The organism is Pseudoalteromonas sp. OF5H-5 (genome assembly GCF_021530695.1).
Classification (GTDB): Bacteria; Pseudomonadota; Gammaproteobacteria; order Enterobacterales; family Alteromonadaceae; genus Pseudoalteromonas.
On record NZ_JAKGBF010000010.1, the window covers coordinates 127678 to 144799 of the forward strand.

Genomic DNA, 17122 nt, shown 5'->3' on the forward strand with positions numbered 1-17122 from the left:
ATGTCAGGGTTTGATCCACTCACTCAGCCACATTGCCAAGGCCAAGCTTTTGCCAATAGCTACTGGGCTGCAACCTGCCCTATAGGTACCCCCACCCCTTCGCTAGATAAATCATTACAAGTAGATATCGCTGTGATCGGTGGTGGTTTTACGGGCTTACTTACCGCCTACCATTTGGCAACCACTCATCACCAAAGCGTTGCCCTATTTGAAGCCAATCAAGTTGGCTTTGGCGCGAGCGCGAGAAATGCGGGATTTGTGCTACCAAGTACGGGACGGCTTGGTTATGCGCAACTGGCCAAAAAGTATGGTCTGGATGTCAGTAAAGCCATATATCAAGAGTACAACAACGCCGTTGCTTTGGTCCGTGAACATATCGACGCCAATCACATTGATTGCAACGTGCAAGCATCTGGCTATTTGAAAGTTGCACACAATCAGCAAGCATTTTCGCTACTAAAAGCGCAGTCCGAATTTCTCACTGCAACCATGGGTAGCAAGAGCCATCAGTTACTGTCTCAGCAACAACTGACCGAAACCTATATGCACAACCAGCAAGGGTTTGGCGCATTGCGATTTGACAACGCGTTTGGTGTTCACCCTTTGAAGCTGTTACTAGGTTACAAGGCTTTAGCACAGCAAGCTGGTGTGCAACTTTATGAAAATAGTTTGGTCACTCATTACCAGAACCAAAATGGCAACCACCAGCTAGAAGTGAATGGCCACAGAGTCTCGGCGAACAAAGTCGTGATCGCAGCAAACGCCTACGCTCAACGACATTTTTCGCCATTAACTCAAGGACGTTACCTGCCTATTTTAAGTAGTATTATCGTGACTGAACCACTCAGCGATGAGCAACTTGCTGTCAATGGCTTAATGACAGAGCAAGTCGTCATGGATACCAGACGGCTTAAATACTACTATCGTCGCCTTCCCGACAATCGCATTTTATTTGGTGGACGAGGTGCGGTGTTTGGCCACGATCAGGATAACGCTAAATACCAACACAACTTGCGTTCAGCGCTTAACGATTGCTTTCCTAACCTCAATGCTAAAGTTCATTACTTCTGGAGTGGCTATATTGCCGCCGCACTTGATGATCTACCCCATATCTACAGTGAAAATAACACTGGATATGTGCTCGGATATTGTGGCTCAGGTGTGGCATTTAGTGCTCAGGCAAGCATTCGTCTTGCTGAAAAATTAATGGGTCATAAAGTGCCTGATTTACCCATCTATATAAAGCCGCTGCCTAAATTTCCAATGCCACAATTAAGAAGAGTGGGCCAACTAGCGTATTACCAATATGCGCAAATAATGGATAAGGTAACGTAATGCCCAACGCCACAATTCGCCCAGCTGTACCCTCTGATGCATTAAAGCTTGCCGCGCTATCGATTCAGGTTTGGCTCGATACCTATGCAGTCCAAGGACTCCGACAAGAATACGCAGAATATGCGCTTTCTACCTTTACAGAAACCTACTTTATATCTTTGCTACAGCAAGAAGAGATCAGCATTTACATCGCAACGCATCAAGGTGCGATACAAGGTTATATTCAAGCTAACCGTCACTCGAGATACCACCAGCAAGATCTTGGCTTTGAAGTCGAGAGACTCTATGTGCTAGGCCGGTTTCAAGGATGTGGGATAGGTCGGCGGTTACTTTCTCATATGGTAGACAAACTTGGCGAGCGGTACTGGCTCTATACTTGGGTCGAGAACGAATCAAATCGATTTTACGAAAAACTGGGACTGGCGCTGATTGGTAAACACCGTTTTCAATTTCATCAATGGGAAATTGAGAATAATGTCTACCACGCACAGGGGATTAGTCATACAGCGCTTTAATCTTTAGGATTTCTGGTAGGTTTTCATCGAGCAATTCAACTAATTTTGGGTCAAAGTGCTTACCACTTTCAGAATGAATGAAGGCCAATGCCTTTTCGATAGGCCAAGCCTCTTTATATGGGCGCTTTGAAGTAAGCGCATCAAACACGTCCGCAAGCGCACAGATCCGTCCTTCAAGTGAGATTTCTTCCCCTTTTAATCCTTTTGGATAACCGCTTCCATCAAATTTCTCGTGGTGCTCCATCGCCATTAAATATGCAAGCTTGACGAGTTTTGAATCAGAGTCCGCAAGTATGTTTGCACCCAGCTCAGCATGTTGTTTCATCACCTCATATTCTTCGGCATCTAAACGTCCAGGTTTCAGCAAAATGCTGTCGGCAATACCGACCTTGCCAATATCGTGCATCGGGGCGGCGAGCATCAAATCTTCTGCATACGCTTCCGGTAAACCGCAAGCTTTAGCAAGCACAAAGCAGTAGCGGCTCATTCTCGCAATATGCTGGCCTGTTTCATTGTCTTTGTATTCCGCCGCCTGACCGAGCCGCTGCATCAGTTCAACGTATGCACTTTTAAGCTCAGTAGCACTGACTAAAGACAAGTGCGTCTTCACTCGCGCTCTAGTTATCGCAGGGCTGATAGGCTTTGTGATGTAATCAACACCACCTAACTCAAAGCCTCGAGCTTCGTCAAACTCTTCACTCAAGGCAGTCACAAAAATCACCGGGATCCTCGCTGTGGTAGGGTCTTCTTTTAATTTGGAGCAGACTTCAAAACCTGTCATTTCAGGCATCATAACATCGAGTAAAATTAAGTTAGGTAGTTCCTTATCTACTAGCTCCAGCGCCAATTTTCCAGACTTTGCAAACTTCATACGATACTGATTACCCAGCGTTTGCTTTAAAATTTGGAGATTCGTTGCTTCATCGTCAACGGCTAGGATCAGAGGCTTGTGGTCATTTATCATTACACATCAGTACTCATTAATTGTGCGAGAATTTCCTCCGCACGTTCAAATTCAAAATCATCCAATGCATGTTTCAACGCCTCTACCTGGCTTCGGTACATAAGGGGCGCACTCTCTAACAATGCGTCAAGCACATCATCCTCGACTTGCGCCTCATCTATCATCTCTTTTACTTGTGGCAAGTTTTGCTTAAACAAAAAAACGTCGCCCTCACTCAACGCGTTGGTTACAACTTCTTCATCACTCAGTCCAACCACGTCGTCTAGTTTTTCAATAATGAGCGCCATTTTAGCTCTCAAGCGCTCGTCAATTTCCTTCTTACCCTCTATTTGCTCAAGCAGAGCAAAAAGTGTCTCCAACGCCAAGTTTCCAGCAACGCCTTTGATGGTGTGAATATTCTGTAGTACATCATTCGTAAACTGACCTTCGTGGGCAAAAAGCGCTACCACTTCTTCTCTTTTACCATCCCAAAAACGCGCCAATTCTTTTAAAAATCGAGCTTCACTGCCCCACAAATTTATCGCTCTAGCTCTATTTATAAGCTGCTTGTTGCTGGTTTGCCTTACTCCAATCGCCGTATGAGCAATATTGATATTGAGCGTTTCAGCAATAGTGCGAGTTAAATCTTCTATCACCACTGGTTTTGAGGCAAATGCAGCCATCCCTGCAGCTTTTGCAGCCGCTCTATCCTCGCCTAACACACTCGCGGTGAGGGCGATTACCGGTGTCTCTTGTTGCCTATTTTCTCGTTCATATGCTTTGATAGTGCGCGTCGCCTCAAGTCCATCACAACCCGGCATATGAATATCCATTAGAATAAGATCGTATTGTTGCGCTTTTGCTTTTTCGATGGCCTCAAGCCCATCTCCTGCGACCTCTATACTATGACCTTGCTTTTCAAGTAATAAGCTCAACAATTCGGTATTTTGTTGAATATCATCGGCAACCAAGATATTTAGTGGGGGAAGTTCGACATGAACATCTTGCACTATTGTGAATGCCGCGATTTTCTTAAGAGGCACAGTAAAGTAGAAAGTAGACCCTTTTCCAAGCTCACTGTGAGCCCATATTTTTCCACCCATTAACTCGACTAGCTGGCGACTAATGGTCGTTCCAAGGCCTGTACCACCAAAGCGGCGACTCATGCTCTCATCGGCCTGTTCAAAGGGATTGAAAATTGAATCTAGTCTATCGTTGGCAATCCCTATACCTGTGTCCGCAATTTTAAAAAGTACATAATTGTCATGAGAGGACTCAACGCTAAGCTCTACACGGCCCTGTGCAGTAAATTTAATGGCATTACCCAATAAATTTACCAATACCTGCCGTAAGCGGTCGGAAGCACCATGATAAGTTTGATGCAAACTGTGACTCATCGTGAGCTCTAGTTTTAAGCCCTTTTTCTTTGCTTGATACCAAAACGTCGATACCACGTTGTCGAGTAGCTCAGAAATACAGAAATCATTCTCAATCAGGTCGAGCTTGCCTTGGTCCAGCTTAGCGGAGTCTAAAATATCGTTAAGCAAGTGCAGTAGTGCCTTTGCACTCGTAAGTATCGTATTTACATGCTTACTTTGATCAGGTTTCAGCTCAGACTCTCTCAGTACTTCACTAAATCCTAAAATGGCATTCATCGGTGTGCGAATTTCATGACTCATGTTCGCTAAAAACGCTTGCTTGGACGCTGCTGCGCTTTCAGCAATGCTTTTTGCGCCACGTAGTTCGTCTTCCATGTTCTTGCGCTCGCTAATATCAAGTAATACGCCCGCAATGCCCTCAACTTTACCCGCTTGATCGTATTCAAATGAACCTTTATCCAGCACCCACTTGGTATGGCCTGATTTGTGTAATATTCGATATTCCTGCGAGTAACTCGCTTTGCCGCATTGCAGTGCTTGTTCAACCACATCGTGCGTTAAGCTTTTGTCATCTTCAATAATCAAGCTGGCAAAATGAACTTGCCCAGAAATAAATTCTTCTGCTCGGTAGCCTGTAAGCTGCTCGACAATGGGACTTACGAACGATATCGTCCATTTGCTATCAATCCGGCAACGAAATGCCACGCCAGGCATGTTATTTAGCAGCGTCCGATGACGCGCTTCCTGCTCAATCAGTGCTTCTTCCATTTGCTTTTGCGCTGTTAAGTCAGTGATAAAACCCACATAAAACGCGCTTTGGTCTTTTAACTCAACCTCTCCTATTCCCAGCCGAATAGGTACCAGATGCCCGTGCTTGTGTAGCGCCTTGATTTCACGGCCAACCCCCTTAAATTGTTCAAGGTAAGTGCTGTCGAATGATACTTTCGTTTGCGCTTCTTTAGGTAAAAACACAGCAACATTGCGACCAAGCGTTTCTCGCTCAGACCATCCTAAAATTCGTTCAACTAACGGGTTACAGCTTTTAATGATACCATCACCATTGATAGTGATGATCCCATCAACGGCTGTTTCTAGGATAGCCGCAAGCCTAGATTCATTAGCGGCTTTGTCTGCAGCCACTGAGCGGTACTTGCTCGCGGTATGAATAAGCGCAGATAAAGCGCTAATGATCATACTGACAGCAGCAATAAACAATGCAAGCGATTGAGTATGCTGCTCTTGCATTTCTTGGCTGATAATTGGTGAGTCAGATACAAATTTTGCCGCCTGCATGCCCGTGTAATGCATTCCTGACACCGATGCCCCAAGTGCCAAAGCGCCTAGCCATCTTACAACACTGATATTGTTATCACTGACATAATCACGCAGTTTACTTCTTGCTTGAATTGCGATGAAGGCAAGTGACACAGCGACGACAATTGATAAACCAAAAAGTGCGGGGTCGTAACCCAGCATAGGGCCAAGCTGCATGGCTTCCATACCGCTATAGTGCATGGTGCCAATGCCCGCCCCCAAAATGACCGCGGCGAGCCCCTTTACTGCAAGTGTGACATTTGGTCGAGTTATCAAATCAAACGAAACCCAACAACCTAAGAAAGCGGGGAAGATGGACGCCGCAGTAAGCCAAGGATCGTAATCCACTTCAACACAAAGTGAGAACGCTAACATGCCAATGAAGTGCATACTCCAAATACCACCAGACATGGCTACAGCACCGCCAAATTTTGCAAGCCGATTTATACGACTATTTTGATTTTGCTCAGCAAAGTCAATCTGGATAAGCGTAAAAAATGAGGCGATAACAGCCACAAGCACAGATAACGCTACAAGCGTAGCATCATAAGTTCCGTTGAGTAGCAACTCTGGTACGGGATCGGTTACAAAAAACGTATTTAACATAGCAACACGGATAGTAAGATATTCCTAGAGTCTAGCTTTCTAGGACTGAGTTTGACAGAAAAAATCGCTGTTAAAACAAGATTTCAGGATAAATTCATGTTTATTGTGGGCTAATACTATCTCACTAGGAAATTTAAAGATAATATAGGTACAAGTTAATCGGTATAGCCAATACGGGCTATTCGTATCCGACTAGCTCAGCGTACCCTTCACCTATATAGCCACCGGACACTTTTACTCTTCCTTCCCAATACGGGATAGTCAGCTGGTTTCTCGCATCACGATTGATACTTTCGATCAGAATAACAGGACTGTGCTTTAGCCGTAGTTGCCATTTAAATGGATAGCTTACTCCATCTAACGAAACCTGCTCCAAAACACTTAATTGAATATCCTTATGCGCTATTTCTGTCGTGCTACCCTCAGCTGTAATTTCAGTGCCTCGGCAATCTCTGTAGACTTGTTGGCTATCACGAATGCAAAATACCATTAGTGCGCCGTTCGATCTGTCTTGACCGCGAATACTAAACCAATCCCAGCCGCTTTGTGCCTTACTCATAAACGAGGAAGACCATTCCCTATCGAGCCACGCGTCACCGCTGACTTGATGTGTGTCACCTTGAAAAGTAAGCTCACCCGAGACGCTTAAAAAAGGATAGCTGTAGTACATGGAAGCGTGGCCGTCGGACGTTTTTTCACTGTAGCCATTGTTCCCATGAAGCACTATCGGGCTTTTTCTCAGTGTTAAATTAACACGGTTTTTTTCTTCCTCAGCATGAAGCGTTAACGGAAAAAATGTTTCCGTCGCGCTGCGCAAATACCAATTATCTAATTGCGTGATAAATGGATCAGCTTGAATTTTTACTTGTCCTTTTCTGCCATAACGTTCAAAAGCTTGGTGCCTGGTATTGTCTTGAATTGCAAAATGCGCAAAGTATAACTCACCATCCCACCATGGACTGACATATTGAACGCTGACAACTGAGGTTCTAAATAACGTCCATTGAACACCAAATTCTTGCCCTGAATCACTTTTTAAGTTTGCAGTAACATACCACCATTCAATGCCTTGATCAGGATGGCTACCGTGATCACGCGGAAAACTTAACTGATATACGGGAGAGACCGGATCGCCCAACTGAAGATTGAAAAAATCACGTTTTGAAGCAGGTGCTTCTGACAGCTCCGGAGTGCAGCCGACTCCCACCATTAACAGTAATAAAACGATAAGATAATTAGTCTTCATACAACAGATCCGCAGTATCGTGACGACTCAGTTTGAGTAGAGGTAGTACACTAACCAGCAAAGCTAAACTAAAAATGAGGGTGATAAAGACCGCGATCTCAAGATAAGGTAATAGAAAAGGGATCGTCCAACCGAAGCCAATTGGCATCACAAATTTAAGTAATATCCACCCGAGCATTCCCCCGAGTATCGTCGCCAACACTAAACTCACAAGCAGAATAACAGCGCTCTGCCCTAATTTAATAGCAAATGCTTGCCAAGTGGTAACGCCTAATGTTTTTAAGATGGCCAAAGGTTGAATTTGCTTAGCGCCGAGAGTCAGTAATGATACCCACAACCCAAATAGCGCGATAGCAACTATCATTAAATTTAACGCGTGCGTTGCGTAAAACGTATGTTCAAACAAACGCGTAGCATATTGTTTAAAGCGCTGATTTTGAACCACTTGTGAGTCGTTTAAATGGAATTGCTGCATGACCTTTTGCTTAAATAAAGCGGTATCAATATCTGGCTTTAGAACAATTGAAAAACCATATGCTTCATAGTTAAGCCCGGCGTTTTCAATTGCGTCACTAACAGCGACGAACACCGCGCGCTGTTCGCCATAATCGTAATAAAAACCCGTTATCTCACAGTTAATATGCTTTTTGCCTTGTTGCAAACGAATACGCTGACCCAACTTTACGCCATACAATAATTTGCTTGGCTCGTTGGCAAGGCACCCACTCACATTTTTATTCGCATCATAGTAAAGCACTTCGTTATTAGGTACAGCTCCCGCAAGCAGCGTAAGATTGTAGTGATGTTCGCCAGAGCGACCAAAGCTAATCAAACTCGCTGATTGAGTGCCTTGTTGATGTGAGCCCAGGCCATAACTTATCTCTGCACGCCAAAATACACCGGCCTTTTCAATATCCTTTTGGCTTAAGAGCCATTGATATTGCACATCGGTAACTTCACTAGGCCGCACATATAGATCTGCGCTAAGGCGACCATCTAAATGGATCTGCAAAGCTGAGCTAAAACTACTCACCATAATTTGCAACCCTACGGAAGTGCCAACCGCAAGCAACACGGCATAAACACTGATTGCAAGTACTCTGATCTGCTCGACACTGTCTGCTTTCATCCATTTGACTAATGGATGCTGAGTTGGAATACCTTTAAACGCAGCCCACAGTGCCACTGGTGTTATCATAAAAAAGAGCAACAGTAAGCAAACGCACAACCCAAGCGCATGAATTGGCGCTTCGCTACCAAGATAAAAATACCCAGCGGCCGTAACCAATAGACTTCCACTCACTATTTTACTCTGCCAAGATTTATAAAAAGTAAGAGGCTTTACTTGACAATATGCCACACTTGCAAGTACCAAAAGGTTTAACACAAATGCTTGCAGCACGACTAACCAACTGAAATTAACCGGTAAACGCCTATCTAATGCAAATAAGCTCTCTAACGCCATAGAGATCTCGCTCACCAATAAGTTCGCCCCTAGGAAAGCCACACCTGCGCCCACCAATGCAGCAATCAAGCTTAAGACGAGCACCTCAATGACTACCGCTGCGACTACATTTGCTTGAATACATCCAAGTAGTGTGAGTTGCTGATGTAGTTTTTTTCTTGCGTGCAGACAAAGCTTTATAGCGTTAAAACTTAAAAAAGCGCCAACCACGTAGCCTAGGAATGCAAGCGCTTGCAGGTTGAAGAAAAACGCCTTCGACAACGAGTCGAAAGACTGCGCTTGTGCACTTTGCAGCTGTGCTTTATCACCTAAAATCTGCCTAACTTTTGCCTCATCCAATACTGCATTTGAGATCTCTATATAACTAATTCGACCTGCTGAATTCAGTAAATGGTCAACTAATGCAATATCGGCTATTGCAACATCGCCAGTAAGTTCCGATAAAACAGCGAAATGCACATCCGTATCAAGAAGCTTGAGCACTTCATGCCTTCTGAGCGACAAATGTTGGGCCATCTCCTCAGATACGTAAATTGTATTAAATCCGAATTGTAATGGTGCAGTTTGATTGCCTGACTTATCTCCCTGTGATTGCACTTTAGGTAGAGAAAGCCATTTCAAAGTATTAACCCCTTTAATGCGAAGCCTGTTCTCACTGGGCACGACCAGCACACCTTCCAAAACTGGCTCAGCGGATACGACTCCTGCGTTTCGCAGCGCCGTCCATACATCTCCAGTCAACATCTCGCGGCCTACGCTTGGCCGAACAAAGTGACTAATTGGATTATTTATAAGTGCGCTGGTTTGCTGGTAACGATCCGTTGCTTCTTGATTTAGTCCTTGAATTGAGCCAAGTAAAGCACTACCCAAAGATAAGCCAAAAACGAATAACAAAAACAACCAAAGATGCCTTTTATAGAACTGCATAAACACCGTGAGTACCAGCCTAATTTCTGATAACGCGCTCAGCCGTTCCATCGTTTTAGCCATAAGCACGGTTATTTTGAATGGTGATTTTTCTATCTAGGCTGTCAGCAAGGTGTTGGCTGTGTGTAACCATAAGCAAGTTAACGCCTTGCTCTTCACACAGCTCACGCAGAAGTAATACCACTTCTTCGCTTTTCGCAGCATCTAAGTTGCCCGTCGGCTCATCGGCCAGCAATAACTTAGGCTTGTTGATCATGGCACGTGCGATACCAACTCGCTGCTGCTCACCACCTGACAATTGCTGAGGCAAGGCCGTTAATTTATGTAAAATCCCCAAACGCTCTGCCAGCGCATCAACATCGCTTTGCTTTGGGTTCAATTGATTGAGCTGTGCTTGAAAAACAATATTGTCGTAGACGGATAAAGGTGCAAGCAATTGATAGTGTTGAAATATCATCCCTAACTTGCGACGGTAGAGCGCCTGTTCAATATCATTAAACTGAGTAATATCCCGGCCATCAATAATAATACTGCCGCTATCGGGCTTTAACAAACCACCAATCAGATGGATAAGTGTCGTTTTACCCGACCCGCTATCACCAACAATAGCGACCTGTTCTTTAGCAGCAATACTGAGACTAAGCTTATCTAATACAGCTCGATTCACTTCACCATCACGACGCGTGAAGACTAAACTTTGAACTTCTACCACTGTATGCACATTCCTTTACTACTATGTGGACGCTACGCAACGTACCTTCCTCATTAAGTAACCAAAATTTTTTATTTCTCGTGTAAGCACAGATTAGTTGTCAGTTTATTACCAAGGAATAGCGTCACCGCTATAGTCGTAAAAGCCACCGCTTTGTGCATCCACAAAATGTGATAACACGGAGTAGATCCCATTTGCAGACTCATCTGGAGTAATTAACGCGTTAGGGCCACCCATTTCCGTTTGGACCCAGCCAGGGTGAATAGCAACCGTGCGGATCCCCTCACTCAGTAAATCATTAGACAAGCTTTTTACCACTGAGTTTAGCGCAGCCTTCGAACTGCGATAGATATAGCCGCCACCTTTGGTATTCATGGTGTGACTGCCGACCTTAGAGGAAATGGCCGCAAAAATCTTTTCATTACCGTTGCAAAGATGGGTGTAAAATAGTTCAGCAAGTCGCATGGTGGAAAAGACATTAACCTCCATAACTTCTTGCCACGCTTCTATATCGGTTTCACCAAACGCATAGTCTTTCGGCCCATATATACCCGCGTTGTTGATAACGATATCTATAGCTACAGGCGCCAGTTTCTCGCTTAATTCTTCCATCTGGTCGTAATTGGTCACATCTAAGGCAAACACTTGGAGCTCAGGAAAAGTTGGCGCGAGAGAGTTAAGTTCTGAAGCAGTAAGCGGGTCTCGACAAGTTGCTAATACGTGCCAGCCAGCCTGCAGATAGGTTTTAGTTAACGCAAGTCCAATACCGCGGTTTGCACCAGTGATCAGTATTTTTTTCACAGTCGAAGCTCCTAAGCCGTTATGACAAAAGCCAATGGTGTTAATTCACTATACTGATGATAGGTTGAATAATCCACTTTTTGCAGATGTGACAAGCTTCTCGAGTCACAACGCATAAATCATGAATTTAATTCAACTTTAATCAATCTCGTTCATTAAGCCAATTCAATGCATCCCCTTTATCATCAAAATACTTCACTTTACCAGTAACAAACCAGTTACCTATTGTTGCAGCAAGTCGATGCCAGTTTTTGCCGCCATATATTGCTACTTTAGCAAATTCAGTGCTATGCTCAAAGACGAGTCGGAAGTCATCCCACATGGCTCTTGGCTCCCAGCCTTCAAAATCAGTCGCATCAAGAAATGCATAGATTTTAGGCGTTGTTACTGCTTTCAGTGCACTCTCGATTATTGGTGTAATAACAACATAATCTTCATGAGTGAGTTTACCTGTAGGCTTAAGTGTGAGATAAATATCATCTCCAAAGCGCTCAGTGCCTATTGATATACCGTGAAATGAATTTTTCATTTTCACTTCCTTTATGTTTATCTTATAAACAAAAAGCATAATTAAGTCTCAGCTTTTTTGCCAATATCCAAACTTTTTTCATTATTGTCAGCTTCCGTTCAGATTTCTAATACTACCATGCGCGCCACCATGCGCGCCGTTGAGTCGATGTAGCTCAATATATGGAAATTAAAGGGATGACTATGAAAAAACTACTATCTATCGCAGCTGTTTCACTACTTGTTTCAGCAGCAGCTCAGGCTAACACTGGTAACGTACAAAAAGAGTGGTTCAACACCGCTAGTTATACAGATTATGATGGCTCTGACAACAGCGCACTGATGCTTTCTTCTCGCTATTTCTTCGCACCTCAAGAATCAGTAGGCGTATGGGATGACTTTGGCTACCTTGATACGGACAGCAATGTAGGCGTAAGTTACTTTAACGATGATTATTCAAATGCTTTCTCTGTTGGTGGTGAAGGCTTTATCACTAAAGAATGGTTTGTAACTGCTGGCATCGCAGATCTTGGCGAAGCTGACGACCATTACTCTTTCGGTTTTGGTTACCTTTACAACGACAACCTAAAGCTAAGCATTCGCCAAGAAGAGTTTGAAAACGGTGATACCACTTGGTTCAAAGCTGAGTACAACCACGAACTAAATTCTACAGATTACATCGGTTTCACAGTTGAAACTGAAGACGAATTTGATTACCTAAACCTAAGTGCACGTTACTTCATGCACGTTGGTGGTGACAGCTACTTCACAATCGACTTAGAGCACAACCGTATTGATACTGATGGTTTTGACGACAACGTAACAAACGTGCTTGCAAACTACTACTTCACTCGCAACTTTGCGCTTGGCCTAGGTTCATATGATTCAGACTTAGCAGTAGAAGCTAAATACTTCTTCAACGACACTTACTACCTTAAAGGTAGTGTAGTTGACACTGACGGCGGTGAAACAAGCAACCTAACTTTTGTTGCTCAGTTCTAAATCAACACATGATTGAGGTACATCTGTACCTCCCCCAACTACTCAACATCTCATCGCGACCACACTCCGCGGTGGGGTGTTTTTTCACATTTTGAAACAAGCTACTCATCTAAATTGGGTGCATTTCACTTATCAATCGTTATTATGTATCAAAATAATAACGGAAATGCCTATATTATGATGAAGATAAAAACACTCGTGCTCGCCATTGCTGCGGCAGCCGCGCCTTTTGTTTCGGCGTATCAGACCGAAGATACTCGCCTACTCCGCTTTCCAGATATCCACAAAGATAAAGTCACTTTTGTATATGCTGGCGACATATATATTGCAGATACCAACACAGGTAAAAGTCAGCGTCTAACAGACCATATTGGTTTTGAGACCTTCCCTAAGTTCTCTCCAGATGGCAGCAAAATCGCTTTTGCCGCCGAGTATAATGGCAGCCGCCAAATCTATGTGATCAATGCTGATGGTTCAGGATTAAAGCAACTCACTTACTACAACGATGTTGGTCAAATGCCTCCTCGCGGTGGGTTCGACTATCGCGTGATGGACTGGACACCCGATGGTAAACATATCGTTTTTAGAGCAAATCGCACACCATGGGGCAAACGTATGGGTCGCCCGTATATGGTACCAGTAGAAGGTGGACTTGAGCAGCCGATGGCCATTCCAGAAACGGGTGGTGGTATGCTCTCCCCTGATGGTAATAAGTATGTTTACACACCAATCGACAGAGAGTTTAGAACTTGGAAGCGCTCTCGTGGTGGTCGAGCTCAGGATGTATGGATTTACGACCTTGAAAACAATACGTCTAAACAACTCACCACTGACAAAGCCACAGATCAGCAACCAACTTGGGTGAATGACAGTATTTACTTTGTGTCTGATCGCGACTACACGCTCAACCTTTATAAATATCGCGATGGCAAGTCACCGGTTAAAATGACTGACCACAAAGACTTTGACGTGCTGTGGCCTTCAGCCGGGCCAGATGCCATTGTCTACGAAAATGGCGGTTACTTATATCGCTTTGACGAAGCGACAAAAACAACTAAAAAGCTAAAAATCGATGTAGCAGGTGTGCGTCAATATGCCATGCCATATAGTAAAAACGTTAGCGACTTTATTGATTCTATGGATATATCACACGATGGTAAGCGTGCATTGTTTACTGCCCGTGGTGAGTTATTCTCAGTCCCAGTAAAACAGGGTCCAACTCGTAACCTCTCTTACACACCAGAAGGTCGTGAAATTGAAGCAAGCTGGTCACCGAATGGCCGTTATATTGCCTACATGAGCGATAAAACAGGTGAATATGAGATCTATCTCAAAGATAGAGCAAATAACAACAAAACCATCCAGTTAACTGACAATGGTACCATCTGGCGCTTTACACCAATTTGGTCCGCTGATAACAGCAAACTACTCTTCGCAGATAAAAACCACACGCTATGGTGGGTTGATGCGAAATCTGGCGATATGCATAAAATTGACACCGCCAAATACGACGAAGATGGTCTAACTGAATATACTTGGTCGCCAAACAGTGAAGATATTGTTTTTGTTAAAAACAATGAAAACCGCTACGCCTCGCTTTGGCACTATAACACTGAGGATAAAAAGGTCACTCGACTGACTGACAACATGACCAGTGAGCGTAACCCCACTTTCTCTCCTGACGGTAACTACATTTATTTCACTTCTGAGCGCGACTATAACCTCACCTTTAGCAGCTATGAATTTGATTATATGTTTAATAATGCCACGCGCATTTATAGCGTTGCGGTGAATAGTCAGATCAAGCCGCTTAATGCCTTTGAAAGTGATGAGTTAAGCATTCAATCAGACGATGAAACGAAAAAGGACAGCGACAAACAAGCAAATCGCATTGAGGCCAACGGCTTTATGTCACGGGTTGTATCACTCTCAGCCCCAGCAGGTAATTACGGTTCGCTTACAGGTGTTGAAGGAGGCGTACTGACTTTAACAGGCGGTGCGTTAAAGCTCCTCGGCACAGAACCAGATAGCAAACTAGAAACCGTCGCCGAAGGCGTAAGCAGCTATAAAGTTGCCGCTGGTGGTAAGCACCTGATCGCTCGCGCTGGTAACAACTTCAGTGTAATTGCACCAAAGCCAAAGCAAGATTTAAAAGCCAGTCAGCTTGATTTATCTAAGATGACACTGAAAATAGACCCGCAAGTTGAGTGGCAACAAATGTATGTAGAAGGCTGGCGCACATTACGCGACTGGTTCTACGACGAACATCACCATGGTCAAGATTGGGATGCTATCTTGGAGAAGTATCAACCACTTGCCAGCGCTGTCGCACACCGTAGCGACTTAGACTATGTACTTAGTGAAATTGCGGGTGAAATCAACGCAGGTCACATCTACGTACAATCTGGTGATGCCCCAACAGCCGAGCGCAAAAAGCATGGTTTACTTGGCGCAGAAATAAGTGCTCATCAGTCTGGCTATGTTAAAATTGAGCGTATCTACAAAGGTGAGAACTGGCATGAAGACTACCGTTCACCACTCAATGAAACCGGCGTGAATGCCGATGAGGGTGATTACATCATCTCAGTCAATGGTCGCTCGGTAAAAGACGTGGTTAACTTTTACGAACTACTTGAAAACACCCAAGGCGAGCAAGTTGAGTTGGTATTGAGTAAATCACCAAGCGCTGATGATAGCTGGAAAACCACGGTAAAACCTGTTGCCAGCGAACAAGGCTTGCGTTACATGGCATGGGTTCAATCACGTGCTGACTACGTGGATAAATTATCAAACGGTAAGATTGGCTACGTTCACCTACCAAATACTCATTATGATGGTAACCGTTCATTATTTAAGAACTTTATGCCACAAACGAGCAAAGATGCGCTGATCATCGACGACCGTTATAACGGCGGCGGCTTTATCCCTGAGCACATGATCACTTGGCTTGCTCGTAAGCCACTTAACTATTGGAAACGCCGTGGTGTTGAGCCAACAAAAACTCCACAATTTGCCCACGATGGTCCAAAAGCCATGCTTATCAACGGCTATTCAAGTTCAGGTGGTGATGCTCTACCTTATTACTTCCGTCAGGCAGGTCTTGGCAAACTAATTGGTACTCGCACTTGGGGTGGCCTTATCGGTATCTCGGGTAATCCAAGTCTTGTTGACGGAGGTCAGGTTATCGCTGCAACCTTCCGAATTCTAGATAATGAAGGCAACTGGATCATCGAAAATGAGGGCGTCAGCCCTGATATCGAAGTGATCGATAGACCAGAGCTTGTTCATGCCGGTAAAGACCCTTCTGTCGAGCGTGCAGTGAAGGAGCTGTTGAAAGAGTTAAAAGATAGCCCGAAGAAAACACTGATAGTGCCTCCTGCGCCGTCTAAGTTTTAATTACTATAAAAATATAAAAGGCTGAGCAATCAGCCTTTTATATTTTCGAACAATCTTTATTCCTATCTCTACGCGATAGATCTCCCAAAAATTGTACGAGTAGCTTTGTTGTTTCATTTGTCGGCGTTGATGCAAGTAAATGATGCTGATAATTAGGTATAAAAAACTGTTGTGCACAGTGATTTTTTAATACCAACTTGCTTGACTCAGGAAGTACATCATCTTTACCTGAATTAATTACTAATAGATTTTCATAATAATTAACAACTTCAAGTCCATCTGAGAAGTACTTTTGCAAATCATTTTCAATTAAATATGAATCTAACACCTTATCGATTAATCCTTGCGGCAAGTACTCAATATATGAAACCGTTTTTGAGGCAGCAACATTTAAGTCTTCCCTAATTAAAAATGGTGCCACACCAATCAAATTACTAGGGTTATACTTTTGAGCTATATGCAATGCCGGTAGAAAGCCCATAGAAAATCCGACAACATTGACTGACTTATAATTAGACGATAATTCAGGATAATAGTCGACCAATTTACTACCAAACGAAAATGTAGTTTCATCAACGCTTTTCAAGTCCATTACAATGACATCTGATCCCAATGAGGAAAACCAAATCGCGTAGGAAGTCAGTAGTGATTTATCCACGGCAAAACCGGGGATCAAGAGAGTTAGCTGCCCGCTCAAATCGAGAGCCCGAGCCTGCTCTTCTCTCACTATTTTGTAACCGGCACTGATACCATTAATTTCAACATTCATATCAATGTCATCCTTGATTGAAATATCACTTGGATAAAAGTCATAAGTCAACGTGTACTCACCTTTTTTTAATTTCCTTTCAATTTTTTTGACATTTATCAACTCTGTGTCGATAACTAGTTTTAACTCATATTTCAATGATTTACTCATAACACTTCGACCTATTGAAGTGCAACCAGAACTAATAATAAAAAATAAAACAACA

At 43.7% G+C, this 17122-nt stretch carries 12 protein-coding genes; 4 read left to right on the forward strand and 8 right to left on the reverse strand.

Annotated features, from left to right (window positions below; translation table 11 throughout):
• Positions 1-1335, forward strand: a complete 1335-nt coding sequence (locus L1271_RS15555) for an NAD(P)/FAD-dependent oxidoreductase (protein WP_235368232.1) — start codon at positions 1-3, stop codon at positions 1333-1335.
• Complete coding sequence (locus L1271_RS15560; protein ID WP_010603732.1) at positions 1335-1850, forward strand: GNAT family N-acetyltransferase; 516 nt, start codon at positions 1335-1337, stop codon at positions 1848-1850. The genes L1271_RS15555 and L1271_RS15560 overlap by 1 nt, the downstream gene beginning before the upstream one ends.
• Here the strand turns inward: L1271_RS15560 and L1271_RS15565 are convergent.
• The 7 genes from L1271_RS15565 to L1271_RS15595 all read right to left on the reverse strand — a co-directional run bounded on the left by L1271_RS15565 (position 1831) and on the right by L1271_RS15595 (position 11772).
• Positions 1831-2814 carry an HD domain-containing phosphohydrolase gene (locus L1271_RS15565; RefSeq protein WP_235368233.1) on the reverse strand — a complete coding sequence of 328 codons (984 nt, stop codon included), beginning with the start codon at positions 2812-2814 and terminating at the stop codon, positions 1831-1833. The genes L1271_RS15560 and L1271_RS15565 overlap by 20 nt on opposite strands.
• Positions 2814-6092: an MHYT domain-containing protein gene (locus L1271_RS15570; RefSeq protein WP_235368234.1), complete on the reverse strand. Its 3279-nt coding sequence runs from the start codon at positions 6090-6092 to the stop codon at positions 2814-2816. Before L1271_RS15570 ends, L1271_RS15565 begins: the two co-directional genes overlap by 1 nt.
• A gap of 178 nt (positions 6093-6270) precedes the next feature.
• Positions 6271-7338 (reverse strand): lipocalin-like domain-containing protein, encoded by a 1068-nt coding sequence (locus tag L1271_RS15575; protein ID WP_102058397.1) that lies wholly within the window; start codon positions 7336-7338, stop codon positions 6271-6273.
• Positions 7328-9781, reverse strand: a complete 2454-nt coding sequence (locus L1271_RS15580; protein ID WP_235368235.1) for an ABC transporter permease — start codon at positions 9779-9781, stop codon at positions 7328-7330. Before L1271_RS15580 ends, L1271_RS15575 begins: the two co-directional genes overlap by 11 nt.
• A 4-nt stretch (positions 9782-9785) precedes the next feature.
• Positions 9786-10442 carry an ABC transporter ATP-binding protein gene (locus L1271_RS15585; protein ID WP_010603737.1) on the reverse strand — a complete coding sequence of 219 codons (657 nt, stop codon included), beginning with the start codon at positions 10440-10442 and terminating at the stop codon, positions 9786-9788.
• A 108-nt stretch (positions 10443-10550) separates the two neighbouring features.
• Positions 10551-11243 carry an SDR family oxidoreductase gene (locus L1271_RS15590; protein ID WP_235368236.1) on the reverse strand — a complete coding sequence of 231 codons (693 nt, stop codon included), beginning with the start codon at positions 11241-11243 and terminating at the stop codon, positions 10551-10553.
• A 142-nt stretch (positions 11244-11385) separates the two neighbouring features.
• Entirely contained in the window at positions 11386-11772 is a 387-nt protein-coding gene (locus L1271_RS15595; RefSeq protein WP_102058393.1) for an STAS/SEC14 domain-containing protein, read from the reverse strand.
• Positions 11773-11954: 182 nt separating this feature from the next.
• Here L1271_RS15595 and L1271_RS15600 point away from each other — a divergent pair, with 182 nt between their 5' ends.
• Together L1271_RS15600 and L1271_RS15605 are read left to right on the forward strand one after the other, a co-directional pair.
• A complete protein-coding gene (locus L1271_RS15600; RefSeq protein WP_102058392.1) occupies positions 11955-12752 on the forward strand; it encodes a putative porin in 798 nt (265 codons plus the stop codon).
• A 144-nt stretch (positions 12753-12896) separates the two neighbouring features.
• Positions 12897-16148 (forward strand): S41 family peptidase, encoded by a 3252-nt coding sequence (locus L1271_RS15605; RefSeq protein ID WP_235368237.1) that lies wholly within the window; start codon positions 12897-12899, stop codon positions 16146-16148.
• A gap of 37 nt (positions 16149-16185) precedes the next feature.
• On the opposite strand, the gene L1271_RS15610 is transcribed toward L1271_RS15605, so the two are convergent.
• Positions 16186-17067 carry an alpha/beta hydrolase gene (locus L1271_RS15610; RefSeq protein WP_235368238.1) on the reverse strand — a complete coding sequence of 294 codons (882 nt, stop codon included), beginning with the start codon at positions 17065-17067 and terminating at the stop codon, positions 16186-16188.
• Positions 17068-17122 lie beyond the last annotated feature (55 nt).

Coding starts and splice junctions, on each gene's coding strand:
- L1271_RS15555 (WP_235368232.1), top strand. CDS start 1: ATGTCAGGGTTTGATCCACTCACTCAGCCACATTGCCAAGGCCAAGCT.
- L1271_RS15560 (WP_010603732.1), top strand. CDS start 1,335: ATGCCCAACGCCACAATTCGCCCAGCTGTACCCTCTGATGCATTAAAG.
- L1271_RS15565 (WP_235368233.1), bottom strand. CDS start 2,814: ATGATAAATGACCACAAGCCTCTGATCCTAGCCGTTGACGATGAAGCA.
- L1271_RS15570 (WP_235368234.1), bottom strand. CDS start 6,092: ATGTTAAATACGTTTTTTGTAACCGATCCCGTACCAGAGTTGCTACTC.
- L1271_RS15575 (WP_102058397.1), bottom strand. CDS start 7,338: ATGAAGACTAATTATCTTATCGTTTTATTACTGTTAATGGTGGGAGTC.
- L1271_RS15580 (WP_235368235.1), bottom strand. CDS start 9,781: ATGGAACGGCTGAGCGCGTTATCAGAAATTAGGCTGGTACTCACGGTG.
- L1271_RS15595 (WP_102058393.1), bottom strand. CDS start 11,772: ATGAAAAATTCATTTCACGGTATATCAATAGGCACTGAGCGCTTTGGA.
- L1271_RS15600 (WP_102058392.1), top strand. CDS start 11,955: ATGAAAAAACTACTATCTATCGCAGCTGTTTCACTACTTGTTTCAGCA.
- L1271_RS15605 (WP_235368237.1), top strand. CDS start 12,897: ATGTATCAAAATAATAACGGAAATGCCTATATTATGATGAAGATAAAA.
- L1271_RS15610 (WP_235368238.1), bottom strand. CDS start 17,067: ATGAGTAAATCATTGAAATATGAGTTAAAACTAGTTATCGACACAGAG.